This window comes from Cellulomonas sp. Leaf334 (assembly GCF_001424195.1).
In the GTDB taxonomy this organism is placed as follows: domain Bacteria; phylum Actinomycetota; class Actinomycetes; order Actinomycetales; family Cellulomonadaceae; genus Cellulomonas.
Genome location: NZ_LMOO01000001.1, coordinates 1560457 through 1572657, shown reverse-complemented (window position 1 = coordinate 1572657; position 12201 = coordinate 1560457). Strand labels below are relative to the sequence as shown.

At 72.2% G+C, this 12201-nt stretch carries 12 protein-coding genes; 9 read left to right on the top strand and 3 right to left on the bottom strand.

Annotated features, from left to right (window positions below; all coding sequences use genetic code 11):
• The first annotated feature begins 21 nt into the window (after positions 1-21).
• On the top strand, positions 22-669 hold the full coding sequence (locus ASF78_RS07115) for a TetR family transcriptional regulator (protein WP_056586097.1): 648 nt from the start codon (positions 22-24) through the stop codon (positions 667-669).
• 10 nt (positions 670-679) lie between these two features.
• Here ASF78_RS07115 and ASF78_RS07110 read toward each other — a convergent pair whose 3' ends face one another.
• Positions 680-1069 (bottom strand): DoxX family protein, encoded by a 390-nt coding sequence (locus ASF78_RS07110; RefSeq protein WP_056586095.1) that lies wholly within the window; start codon positions 1067-1069, stop codon positions 680-682.
• A gap of 77 nt (positions 1070-1146) precedes the next feature.
• On the opposite strand from ASF78_RS07110, the gene ASF78_RS07105 reads away from it, so the two are divergent.
• The 7 genes from ASF78_RS07105 (at position 1147) to yjfF (ending at position 8596) form a co-directional block, all read left to right on the top strand.
• Positions 1147-1941 (top strand): maleylpyruvate isomerase family mycothiol-dependent enzyme, encoded by a 795-nt coding sequence (locus ASF78_RS07105; RefSeq protein WP_056586092.1) that lies wholly within the window; start codon positions 1147-1149, stop codon positions 1939-1941.
• A 45-nt stretch (positions 1942-1986) separates the two neighbouring features.
• The gene (locus ASF78_RS07100; RefSeq protein WP_056586089.1) at positions 1987-2784 is read left to right on the top strand and encodes an ABC transporter ATP-binding protein; all 798 of its coding nucleotides are present in this window, start codon (positions 1987-1989) and stop codon (positions 2782-2784) included.
• Complete coding sequence (locus tag ASF78_RS07095) at positions 2781-3560, top strand: ABC transporter permease (RefSeq protein ID WP_082494835.1); 780 nt, start codon at positions 2781-2783, stop codon at positions 3558-3560. Before ASF78_RS07100 ends, ASF78_RS07095 begins: the two co-directional genes overlap by 4 nt.
• Positions 3561-3903: 343 nt before the next feature.
• On the top strand, positions 3904-4896 hold the full coding sequence (locus ASF78_RS07090; RefSeq protein WP_056588310.1) for an ABC transporter substrate-binding protein: 993 nt from the start codon (positions 3904-3906) through the stop codon (positions 4894-4896).
• A 105-nt stretch (positions 4897-5001) separates the two neighbouring features.
• Positions 5002-6531 (top strand): sugar ABC transporter ATP-binding protein, encoded by a 1530-nt coding sequence (locus tag ASF78_RS07085; protein WP_056586088.1) that lies wholly within the window; start codon positions 5002-5004, stop codon positions 6529-6531.
• Positions 6528-7577: an ABC transporter permease gene (locus tag ASF78_RS07080; RefSeq protein WP_056586087.1), complete on the top strand. Its 1050-nt coding sequence runs from the start codon at positions 6528-6530 to the stop codon at positions 7575-7577. Before ASF78_RS07085 ends, ASF78_RS07080 begins: the two co-directional genes overlap by 4 nt.
• The gene (gene yjfF, locus ASF78_RS07075) at positions 7577-8596 is read left to right on the top strand and encodes a galactofuranose ABC transporter, permease protein YjfF (protein ID WP_082494833.1); all 1020 of its coding nucleotides are present in this window, start codon (positions 7577-7579) and stop codon (positions 8594-8596) included. The genes ASF78_RS07080 and yjfF overlap by 1 nt, the downstream gene beginning before the upstream one ends.
• A 129-nt stretch (positions 8597-8725) precedes the next feature.
• Here yjfF and ASF78_RS07070 read toward each other — a convergent pair whose 3' ends face one another.
• Together ASF78_RS07070 and ASF78_RS07065 are read right to left on the bottom strand one after the other, a co-directional pair.
• The gene (locus tag ASF78_RS07070; protein ID WP_056586086.1) at positions 8726-9433 is read right to left on the bottom strand and encodes a TrkA family potassium uptake protein; all 708 of its coding nucleotides are present in this window, start codon (positions 9431-9433) and stop codon (positions 8726-8728) included.
• Positions 9426-10802, bottom strand: a complete 1377-nt coding sequence (locus ASF78_RS07065; RefSeq protein ID WP_056586085.1) for a TrkH family potassium uptake protein — start codon at positions 10800-10802, stop codon at positions 9426-9428. Before ASF78_RS07065 ends, ASF78_RS07070 begins: the two co-directional genes overlap by 8 nt.
• A gap of 130 nt (positions 10803-10932) precedes the next feature.
• Here ASF78_RS07065 and ASF78_RS07060 point away from each other — a divergent pair, with 130 nt between their 5' ends.
• Positions 10933-12120, top strand: coding sequence for an acetoin utilization protein AcuC (locus tag ASF78_RS07060; RefSeq protein WP_056586084.1), 1188 nt, complete (start codon positions 10933-10935; stop codon positions 12118-12120).
• Positions 12121-12201: the final 81 nt, after the last annotated feature.

The following is a 12201-nucleotide window of genomic DNA, read 5'->3' as shown; positions in this document are numbered from 1 at the left end:
CCCGCTCCGTACGCTGTGCGCATGTCCACCGACGCCGGCACCGACGACGACGCCGTCGGGCCTGCTGCCGGCGGCGCCCGCAGGCGAGGTCGTCGCCCTGCCGGTGAGGACACCCGAGGCGCCATCCTGGCGGCCGCCCGCGACGAGTTCGCGGAGCGGGGCTTCGACGGTGCGAGCATCCGGTCGGTGGCGCGTCGTGCCGACGTGGATCCCGGCCTGGTCCGGCACTACTTCCGGAACAAGTCCGACCTGTTCGCCGCCGGGATCGTGCCGAACGGGGTCGACCCGGCGGTCCTCGTCGCACGGCTGGCCGCCGGGGGGGTCGACGGGCTCGGGGAGCGGCTGCTCACCACGGTGCTCGGGATCTGGGGGCAGGACGGGGGCGTCGCGCTGCGGGTGGCGTTCGCCGGCATGACGTCGGGGGAGGTGCAGGCCGAGGCGCTGTCGGGGTACGTGGGCCGGCAGGTCTTCGCCCGGGTCGCCCAGCTGCTTCCGCCGCCGGACCAGCAGCTGCGGGTGTCGCTCGTCGCGTCGCAGGTCGCGGGGGTCCTGCTGGCCCGGCACGTCCTGCGGCTGGAACCGCTCGCGTCGATGCCCGTCGAGGACGTCGTCGCCCTCGTCGGGCCCACGCTCGACCGCTACCTGACCGGGCCGCTCGGGACGCCGTAGCCGGCGGTCGTCAGCCGGCGCGGCGGGCGACCGCGACGGCCCAGGCGACCAGCGGGACCTGCAGCGGCAGGCGCGCCCACGCCACCGCCGGCTTCCCCGCCCAGCCGCGCGCGTCCGGGCGGGACCGGACGGCCATCGTCACGTTCCCCGGGAACACCCCCACGAGGAGGGCGGCCGATGCCCAGCCGCCGAGCGGTCGCGTCGGTGGCAGGACCAGCGCCGCCGCGCACGCGAGCTCCGCGACCCCGCTGCCCAGCACCCACGGGTCGGGGTCGCCGAGGACGCGCGGGACGAGCGGCCGGAAGATGCCGGGCCGCCGCAGGTGCAGCACGCCGGACGTGCCGAGCAGGGCGGCGAGCGCGAGGGCCGGGCCGTGCCGGCGGAGGGTCTCGGTGAGCACCCGTCACCGTAGCCGCGGCGGTCGGTGCCCGGCACGTCGGGAGGTCCGCGTCGGTCCTGCTCGGTAGCGTGCGGCGCATGGACTACGCAGGTGTGATCGCCCAGGAGTCGGCGCGGACGGCCGACGCCCTCGCGGAGGCGTCGCTGACGGCGCAGGTGCCGTCGTGCGCGGACTGGGACGCCGCCGACCTGGCGTACCACCTCGGTGAGGTGCAGGACTTCTGGTCGCAGATCGTCGGGAACGCCCCGGCCGGCCCCGACGACGCGCAGGACACGGTGCGCCGACCCGACGACGAGCTGGTCCCGTTCCTGCGCACGCGCACGCAGGCGTTGCTGGGTGCGCTCGCCGCGCACGACCCGGACGAGCCGTGCTGGTCCTGGTCGGCCACGGGCGGGACCGTCGGCTGGGTGCTGCGCCGCCAGGCGCACGAGGCGCTCGTGCACCGGGTCGACGCCGAGCAGACCGCGGGGCAGCCGGTCACCGATCCCGGGACGGCGCTCGCGGCCGACGGGGTCGACGAGATGCTCGGCGTGATGGTGAGCGGGCTCCCGCCGTGGGCGTCGTTCACGCCCGACGGTCAGCGGGTCCGGTTGCGCGCCACCGACGCCGACCGCGAGTGGGTGATGGCGTTGGGCCGGTTCCACGGCACGTCCCCGACGACCGGCAAGGAGTACGACGAGGAGTGCGCGGAGCTCGTCGGCGAGGCGCCCTGGGAGGGCGAGGACCAGGACGTCACCGCCACCGTCGCAGGGCCGGCGTGGGACCTGGAGCTGTGGCTCTGGGGCCGCGGTGGCGAGGACGGCCTCACGGTCGCCGGGGACCGGGGGGCCGTCGACCGGTTGCGTGCGGTGATCGTGGAGTCCACGCAGTAGGCGGGTGCTTGCGTCGTGGCCCTCGGGAGGAGCAGAATTCCCCGTATGGGGAATAATGCGATCGAGATCGCCGGGCTCCGGGTCGTCCGGGGCGGCGTCCCCGTCCTCCCGTCGCTGGACCTGGCCGTGCCGGTCGGGCAGGTGGTGGGGCTGCTCGGCCCGAGCGGCAGCGGCAAGACGACGCTGCTGCGCGCCATCGTCGGGGCACAGGTCGTCGACGGCGGCACGGTCACCGTCCTCGGCCTGCCCGCGGGGGCCGCGGCGCTGCGGCGCCGGATCGGCTACGTCACCCAGGCGCCCAGCGTGTACTCCGACCTGACGGTCACGGAGAACCTGCGGTACGCGGCGGCGATCCTCGGCGTCGACGCGGCGGCGATCCACCGGGCGCTCGTCGACGTCGACCTGCTCGGGCACGCGGGCCAGTCCATCGGGACGCTGTCCGGCGGGGAGCGCTCGCGGGTGTCGCTGGCGATCGCGCTGCTGGGGCGCCCCGACCTGCTGGTGCTCGACGAGCCGACCGTCGGCCTCGACCCCGTGCTGCGCCGCGACCTGTGGGAGCTGTTCCACCGCCTGAGCCGGTCCGGGGTCAGCCTCCTGGTCTCCAGCCACGTCATGGACGAGGCCGCGCGCTGCGACCGTCTCGTGCTGCTGCGCGGGGGAGGGGTGCTGGCGGACGGCACCCTGGCCGACCTGCTCGCCCGCACCGGCACGACCGACGCCGAGGCGGCGTTCCTGGCCCTCGTCGACGAGGCCGCCGCCGGCGACGCCACCGCGGGACGGCACGCAGCGACCGCCGGCGGGGGCTCGGGCGACGGCGTCACCGGGAGAGGAGCGGTGGCATGAGCGCCACGACAGCGACAGCCGTGCGGGACGTCCCGTCGCGCACGATCTCGGCCGGCCTCACCGCGGCGACCGCGCACCGCGTCCTCACGCAGCTGCGGCACGACAAGCGCACCATCGCGCTCGTCGTCCTGCTGCCGTGCGTGCTGATCGGCCTGATCGCGTGGATGTTCGACGGGACGCCGGTGCTGGACCAGTTCGGTCCCCTCCTGGTCGGGCTGTTCCCGATGATGGTGATGTTCCTGGTCACCAGCGTCGCGACCCTGCGGGAGCGCACGTCCGGCACGCTGGAGCGGCTGATGACGCTGCCGATCGGCCGCGGCGACGTCGTCGTCGGCTACGCGTTGGCGTTCGCCGTCCTGGCGACCGTCCAGGCGCTCGTGATCGTCGGGTTCGCCGTGTGGGTGTGCGGGATGGACGTCGCCGGGCCGATCGGGCTCGTGGTCCTCGTCGCGGTGCTCGACGCCGTGCTCGGGTGTGCGCTGGGCCTGGGTGCGTCGGCCCTCGCACGGACGGAGTTCCAGGCGGTGCAGCTCATGCCGCTGGTCCTGTTCCCGCAGCTGATCACGTGCGGCCTGCTCATGCCCCGCGACGAGATGCCGACCGTCCTGGAATGGATCTCCCGCGTCCTGCCGCTCACCTACGCCCTGGACGCGATGCAGCTCCTGGCGGCGGGCGGTTCGTGGGTCGACGTGCGCGGCGACGTCGCGGTCATCGGCGGCTTCATCGTCGGTGCCCTGGTGGTCGGCGCCGCGACGCTCCGCCGCCGCACCCCGTGAGACGGCGAAGGTGCTGCGGGCTCCGACGGGTGCCGGTGAAAGGATCCAGCCGCCCGTGTGACGCCTGTGACCAGCGGGTCTGCTGAGCCGCAGGTGTGCTCCGGGGTCGTGCGTGCGGCCGGAGCCGCGGCCGAGGCGCCCGAAGCGTGACCGGAATGCAACCTTCGAACGCCGCCGCCGACGAGAATGTGAGCGCTAACATGCAGGCGAACCACCCGCTGGACCTCGGTCCAGCGGGGCTCGTGCTCCCGGTGCCCCGGGCTGCGCGACCGCGGACCGACCGGCGTGGGTCGGACCGCGTGCCAGTGCGTTTCTCGAGGAGGAGAAGCAGATGGTCAGCAAGATGTTCAGGACTCGGTCGATCGCGGCAGGCATCGCGGTGCTCGCACTCGGGCTCGCGGCGTGCAGCAGCGGCGACTCCGGTGACGGGGAGACCGCAGGCGGCGACGGCGGCGACGGGGGAGCGATCTCGGTCGGCTTCAGCCAGGTCGGCGCCGAGAGCGGCTGGCGTGCCGCCAACACCAAGTCGATCCAGGACGCGCTCACGGAGGAGGCCGGGTTCGACCTGAGCTTCTCGGACGCGCAGCAGAAGCAGGAGAACCAGATCCAGGCGATCCGGTCGTACATCGCGCAGGGCGTCGACTACATCGCGTTCTCGCCGGTGGTCGAGTCCGGCTGGGACAGCGTGCTCGAGGAGGCGAAGGACGCCGGCATCCCGGTCATCCTCACCGACCGCGCGGTCGACAGCGAGGACACGTCGCTCTACGTGACGTTCATCGGTTCGGACTTCGTCGAGGAGGGCAAGCGCATCGGTGACTGGGTCTCCGAGAACCTCGGCACCGAGCCCATCAACGTCGTCGAGCTGCAGGGCACCACGGGCTCTGCACCCGCGATCGACCGCAAGACCGGGTTCGAGGACGCCATCGCCGGCAACGACAACATCTCGGTGATCGCGTCGGAGACCGGCAACTTCACGCGCGCCGAGGGCAAGACGGTCATGGAGGGCTTCCTCCAGGCGTACCCCGACATCGACGTCGTGTACGCGCACAACGACGACATGGGCCTGGGCGCCATCGAGGCGATCGAGGCGGCCGGCAAGGTGCCCGGCCAGGACATCAAGGTCGTCACGATCGACGGCGTCAAGGACGGCATGACCGCTCTCGCCGAGGGCAAGATCAGCTACATCGTCGAGTGCAACCCGCTGCTGGGCCCGGACCTCGCCGACATCATCAAGACCCTCGAGGACGGCGGCACGGTCGACCCGCGCATCGTCACCAAGGACGAGGCGTTCGACCAGGAAGGCGCCAAGGCAGTCCTGGCCGACCGCCAGTACTGACCCGACCCGCTGACCCGTCACAAGCCGCCCGGGGGGACCTCCGCATCCCCCCGGGCGGCACCGCCCTGCCGGTACCGTGAGACCGGCTCGGACGAAAGGTCGACGATGACCGACACCACCACCCCGATCGTCTCGATGACGGGGATCTCCATCACGTTCCCCGGGGTCAAGGCGCTGGACGGCGTCGACTTCCGGCTGTTCCCCGGCGAGGTGCACGCCCTCATGGGCGAGAACGGCGCGGGGAAGTCCACCCTCATCAAGGCCCTCACCGGCGTGTACACGATCGACTCCGGGTCGATCGTCGTCGACGGCGAGGAGCGCACGTTCGCCGGTCCCGCGCAGGCCCAGGCCGCCGGGATCAGCACCGTCTACCAAGAGGTCAACCTCTGCGACAACCTGTCGGTGGCGGAGAACATCATGCTCGGCCACGAGGTGCGCCGGGCCGGCGTGGTCGACTGGCGGCGCACCCGCAGCGCGGCCAGCGAGCACCTGCGGACCATGAACCTCGACATCGACCCGAAGTCGTCGTTGTCGTCGCACTCGCTGGCCGTGCAGCAGCTCGTCGCGATCTCGCGCGCCATGGTCGTGGACGCCCGCGTGCTCATCCTCGACGAGCCGACGTCCAGCCTCGACGCCGACGAGGTCGCCCGCCTGTTCGACGTCGTGCGTGCCCTGCGCGACCGCGGCGTCGCCATCCTGTTCGTCTCCCACTTCCTCGACCAGGTGTACGAGATCAGCGACCGCATGACGGTCCTGCGCAACGGCACGCTCGTCGGGGAGTACCGGACGGCCGAGCTGGACCGGGTCGAGCTCGTGCAGAAGATGATCGGCCGCGCGCTCGCCGTGCTCGAGGAGCTCGAGGAGGCCCCGAAGCGGTCCGTCGCCGAGCGCGGCGACACCCAGCCGTACGTGCAGGCCATCGGCCTCGGGCGCAAGGGCACCATCGAGCCGTTCGACCTCGACGTGTACGCCGGCGAGGTCGTCGGGCTCGCGGGTCTGCTGGGCTCCGGCCGCACGGAGCTCGCGCGCCTGCTGTACGGCGCGGACCACGCGGACTCCGGCGAGATCCGGGTTGACGGCGTCGCGACGAAGATGCGCACCCCGCGCAGCGCCCTCGCGCGCGGCATCGTCTACTCCTCGGAGAGCCGCAAGACCGAGGGCATCGTCGGGGACCTGACGGTGCGCGAGAACATCGTGCTCGGGCTGCAGGCCGACCGCGGCTGGCTGCGCCGGATCTCGCGCCGGAAGTCCGACGAGGTCGTGAACCGCTACATCGAGGCGCTCGGCATCCGCCCGGCCAACCCCGAGGCCATCGCCGGCAACCTGTCGGGCGGCAACCAGCAGAAGGTGCTGCTCGCGCGCTGGCTCGCCACCGCGCCCAAGCTCCTGCTGCTCGACGAGCCCACCCGCGGGATCGACGTCGGCGCCAAGGCCGAGATCCAGAAGCTCGTCGCCGACCTGGCCGAGCAGGGCATGGCGGTCGTGTTCATCTCCGCCGAGCTGGAGGAGGTCCTGCGCCTCTCCCACCGCATCGCGGTGCTGCGCGACCGCCGCAAGGTCGCCGAGATCGTCAACTCCGACGACGTCACCACCGACGACGTCGTCCACCTCATCGCGAGCGGAGGGCAGTCATGAGCTCGGTCACCACCTCCGCCGGCGCCGTCGTCCGGCACCGGCTGTTCTGGCCCGTGGTCGCGCTGGCCGTGCTGCTGCTGGCCTGCGTGCTGAAGTCGAACACCTTCCTGGACATCACCGTGCGGGACGGGCACCTCTACGGCGGGCCCATCGACATCGTGCGGCGCTCCAGCGTGCTGCTGCTGGTGGCCCTCGGCATGACGCTCGTCATCGCGACGCGCGGCATCGACCTGTCCGTCGGTGCCGTGATGGCGATCGCCGGGGCGGTCGCGCTGTCCCAGATCGCAGCGTCCGACAACCCCGAGTCGCTCGCGGTCGTGCTCTCCGCGATCGGCAGCGCCGTGCTGGTCTGCCTGCTGATCGGGGTGTTCAACGGGTTCCTCGTGGCGGTGGTCGGGATCCAACCGATCATCGCGACGCTCGTGATCATGACCGCCGGGCGGGGCATCGCCATGCTCATCACCGGCGGCCAGATCACCACGGTCAACAGCGCCCCCTACAAGACGATCGCGACCGGCTACTGGCTCGGGTTGCCCGTCGCGGCGCTGATCGCCGGGTTCTTCTTCGTCGCCATGGCGCTCATCACGCGTCGCACGGCGCTCGGGGTGCTCATCGAGTCGGTCGGCATCAACCCCGTCGCCTCGCGGCTGGCGGGGGTGCGCGCCCGGACGATCATCTGGACCGTCTACATCCTGTGCGCGTTCTTCGCGTGCGTCGCCGGGTTCATCCGCAGCTCGGACATCATGGCGGCCGACGCCAACAACGCCGGGCTGTTCATCGAGCTCGACGCCATCCTCGCCGTGGTCATCGGCGGCACGTCGCTGGCCGGCGGCAAGTTCTCGCTCGTCGGGACGCTGGTGGGGGTCCTCGTGATCACCACGCTGACGTTCTCGGTGACCATCCTCGGCATCCCCGCCAACGCGGTGTCGCTGTTCAAGGCGCTCGTCGTCATCCTGGTCTGCCTGCTCCAGTCGCCGGTCGTCCGGCACAAGCTGCGTGCGAGACGCCGTGCCACCGCCCCTGCTCCCGTGGAGGTGCCGGCCTGATGGCAACGGACCAGCTGACCCGCCCCGCCGACGCGCCGCCCTCCCTGGGCTCACGCGTCCGCAAGTTCCGCATCGACGAGCGCTACCTGCCCGTCCTCGGCACGGTGGTCGTCCTGATCGCCATGCTGGCCATCGGCGGCTCCCGGTACGAGAACTTCCTCACCGGCCGCGTCATCGCGAACGTGCTCATCAACAACTCGTTCCTCGTGGTGATCGCCGTCGGCATGACGTTCGTGATCCTCACCGGGGGCATCGACCTGTCCGTCGGCGCGGTCGTCGCGTTGTCCGGCTGCGTCGCGGCGTGGATGTTCACGCACGGCTACGGCGCCGCGGTCGCGATCCCGCTGGTCATCCTCGTCGGCACGGTCATCGGCCTCGTGGTCGGGGTGATGGTGCACGTGTTCGAGATACAACCCTTCATCGCGACCCTCGCCGCGATGTTCCTCGCGCGGGGCCTCTGCTACATCGTGGCGCCCGAGTCCATCCCGATCACCGACCCGACGATCGTCGCGCTCGCCCGCACCCGCTGGGGCACCGACGACGGTCTGGTCATCACCCCGAGCGGCGTCATCGCGCTGGCCGTCGTGGCGATCGCGTTCGTGACCCTGCACTACACGCGGTTCGGCCGGACCGTCTACGCGATCGGCGGCAGCGAGCAGTCGGCGAAGCTCATGGGTCTGCCCGTCGCCCGGACCAAGGTGCTGGTCTACGTGATCAGCGGCACCTGTGCGGGGCTCGGTGGCCTGCTGTTCGCGATCTTCTCGCGGTCCGGCTACGCGCTGACGGGTGTCGGCATGGAGCTCGACGCGATCGCCGCGGTCGTCATCGGCGGCACCCTGCTGACCGGCGGCAGCGGTTTCGTCCTGGGCTCGGTGCTCGGCGTGCTGGTGCTGGGACTGATCCAGACGATCATCACCTTCGAGGGCACCCTGAGCTCGTGGTGGACCAAGATCTTCATCGGCGCCCTGCTGCTGATCTTCGTGGTCCTGCAGCGCCTCCTGGTCATCCGCCGCCGCTGACCCGGTCGCGTCCGTCCGCGCTCCTCCGTCCGAACTCGTCCGTCCGCGCCGAACTCGTCCGTTGCACCAGACGAGCTCGGCCGGGACCGACGAGTTCGGACGGAGGAGCGCCGCGTTACCGGCGGGGGGTCAGGGGCGGGCCGCGAAGCGTTCCAGCAGGTCCGCGTGGCCCGAGACGATGATCAGGTCGTTGGTCGACAGGCGCGTCTCCGGCGTCGCGTAGACGAAGTCGATGCCGGGGCTCTTCACACCGATCACCGTCACGCCGTAGCGCTCGCGCACCTTGGACTGCGCGAGCGTGAAGCCCTGCGTCTCCTTCGGCGGGCGCATCTTGACGATGGTGAACCCGTCCTCGACCTCGATGTAGTCGAGGAGCTTGCCGGACACCAGGTGGGCGACGCGCGCGCCGGCGTCGGCCTCGGGGAGCACCACGTGGTGCGCCCCGATGCGCTGCAGGATGCGCGCGTGCTCGTTGCTGATGGCCTTGGACCAGATCTGCGGGATGCCGATGTCCACCAGGTTGCCGGTGATCAGCACGGACGCCTCGAGGTAGGACCCCACGCCGACGACGGCGACGGGGAACTCGCGCGCACCGAGCTGCTCGAGGGCCTCCGGGTTGGCGGCGTCGGCCTCGACGAGCGCGATGCGGCCGGCCCACTGGGCGACCAGCTCGGGGTTGCGCTCGACGGCGAGCACGTCCTGCCCGAGGCGGTCCAGGGTCGCGGCGATGGCGGACCCGAACCGGCCGAGCCCGATGACGAGCACGCCGGAGTCCTTCTTGGGCGTGCGCGGTGCGTTCTGCGTCCCTTTGAGGGAGTCGCCAAACCTGTCAGCCAATGATCGGCCTCTCTTCCGGTAGCCGGATCACCCGACGACGGTTGCGCAGCGCGAGCGCGGCCGCAAGCGTCATCGTGCCGGTCCGGCCGATGAACATGAGCACGGTGAGCACGTACTTGGCGCCGTCGGGCAGCCCGGGGGTGATCCCCGTGGACAGGCCGCAGGTGGCGAACGCCGAGATGACCTCGAACAGCACCCGGTCCAGGGTGAGCCCGGTCATGGCCAGGAGCAGCAGCGACGAGACGAGCACGAGCGTCGCGGAGACGAGCGAGACGGCGATCGCGACCTGGAGCGCCTCGCGCGGGATCCGTCGACCGTACGCCTCGACGTCCTTGTCGCCTCGGCCCTCCGCGATGATCGCGAGCAGCATGACGGCGAGCGTCGTCACCTTGATGCCGCCCGCGGTCGACGCCGAGCCGCCACCGACGAACATCAGGGCGTCCATGAGCAGCCAGGTGCCCTCGTGCATCGCGCCGACGTCGACGGTCGAGAAGCCACCGGAGCGGGGCATGACCCCGGCGAACAGGGAGGCGAGCGCGGTGGCGCTGGCCCCGAGCGGCTTGAACGTGCCCGGGTTGGTCCACTCGAACGCCGCCACGAGGACCGACCCCGCCACGACGAGCGCGAGGCTGGTGGTCACGGTGAGCTTGGAGTGCAGGCTCCAGCGTCGCGGCTCGCGCAGGTGCCGGGCCACGTTGAGGATCACGGGGAACCCGAGCGAGCCGATGAAGACGCCGATGATGATGGGCATCAGCACCCACCAGTCGGACACGAACGGCTCGAGCCCGTAGGGCGTCGGTACGAAGCCCGCGTTGTTGAACGCGGAGATGGCGTAGAAGCCCGCGTGCCAGGCCGCCGAGCCCAGGTTCTCGTCGTACATGAGGAACCGCGGGAACAGCACGATCGCGATGATGAGCTCGAGCGCGACCGACGTGACGACGACGGTCCGGATCAGCGACCCGACCTCACCCAGCCGCGTCTCCTTCGTCTCCGACGACACGAGCAGCCGCTGCGTCAGGCCGATCCGTCGGGACACCGCCATGCCGAGCAGCGACGCCAGCGTCATGACGCCGAGTCCGCCGATCTGGATGGCGATGAGGATGACGACCAGGCCCCAGGCGGACCAGTACTCGCCGGTGGGGACGACGACCAGCCCTGTGACGGTGCTGGCGGAGGCGGCGGTGAACAGGGCGTCGACGAACGGCGCGCGCTGCCCGCTCGCGGTGGCCCACGGGGCCGACAGGCCGAGGGTGACCAGGGCGATGACCAGCCCGAACACCCCGAGGGCCAGGCGGGCGGGGGACTGCCGTGCGGAGCGGTCGACGAGCTCGCGTGCTCGCCACGCCACGCCCGGTCCACCGCGCGCCATCACACCTCCCGCCGCCGGCCGGCGCTCGCCGGTCGGGGCAACTCTGGCACGCCTCGGGCGTGTCGTTCGACCCGACAGGCGCAGGGCTCTCGGATCGACAGCGGCACGCCCCGGGTGCGACGGTGAGCCCATGACGTCGCCGGCACCTGTGCGCGTGGTCTGGTCGCGCGAGATGCTCGCGTACGACTTCGGCCACGGGCACCCCATGACGTCGGAGCGGCTGGACCTGACCATCCGGCTGGCCGAGGAGCTCGGGCTGCTGGCGGGCGACGACGTCGAGCTCGTGGGCGCGCAGATGGCCTCGGACGCCCTCCTGCACACCGTCCACGAGCCCGCGTACGTGGCCGCCGTGCACGCCGCCTCCACGGACGGCACCCCGGACGCGGCGCGCGGCCTGGGCACCTCCGACGACCCGGTGTTCCCGGACATGCACGAGGCGTCGGCCCGGGTGGTGCAGGGGTCCGTGGACTCGGCGCTCGCGGTGTGGGAGGGGCGCGCGCTGCACGCCGTCAACGTGACCGGCGGGCTGCACCACGCGATGCCGGGGTCGGCCTCGGGGTTCTGCGTCTACAACGACGCGGCGGTCGCCATCCGCGCGCTCCTGGCCGCGGGCGCCGAGCGGGTGGCCTACGTCGACGTCGACGCCCACCACGGCGACGGGGTGCAGGCGGTCTTCTGGGACGACCCACGGGTGCTCACGGTCTCGGTGCACGAGACCGGTCAGGCGCTGTTCCCGGGAACCGGTCACGCCCGGGAGACCGGGGGGCCGGGCGCCGAGGGGACCGCGGTCAACGTCGCTCTCCCGTCGGGCACGGGCGACGCCGGCTGGCTGCGGGCGCTGGACGCCGTCGTGCCCGCCGTGGTGCGCGCGTTCGCCCCGGACGTGCTGGTCACGCAGCACGGCTGCGACACGCACCTGCTGGACCCCCTGACGCACCTGCGGGTGAGCATCGACGGTCAGGTCCGTGCCGCGCACCTGCTGCACGAGCTGGCGCACGAGGTCGCCGACGGTCGGTGGGTGGCGCTCGGCGGGGGCGGCTACGCCGTCGTCGACGTGGTGCCGCGGTCGTGGACGCACCTGCTCGGCATCGCGACGCACCACCCGGTGGACCCGGCGACGCCGGTGCCCGACGCGTGGCGTGACCTGGTGCGTGAGCGGTACGGGCGGCTGGGCCCGGACGTGATGACCGACGGTCGCGACGCGCGGTTCAGCCCGTGGTCGGGCGGCTACGACCCGGGCGACGACGTGGACCGGTCGATCCGCGCGACCCGTGCCGCGGTGTTCCCGTCCCTCGGCCTGGACCCGGACCACGACTGACCCTCTCGGTACGCCGCGCGCCGGCCGAACCCGACTCGGGTGTCGAGACGGCCGGCAGGAACGGCACCGATGTCGGGTTCG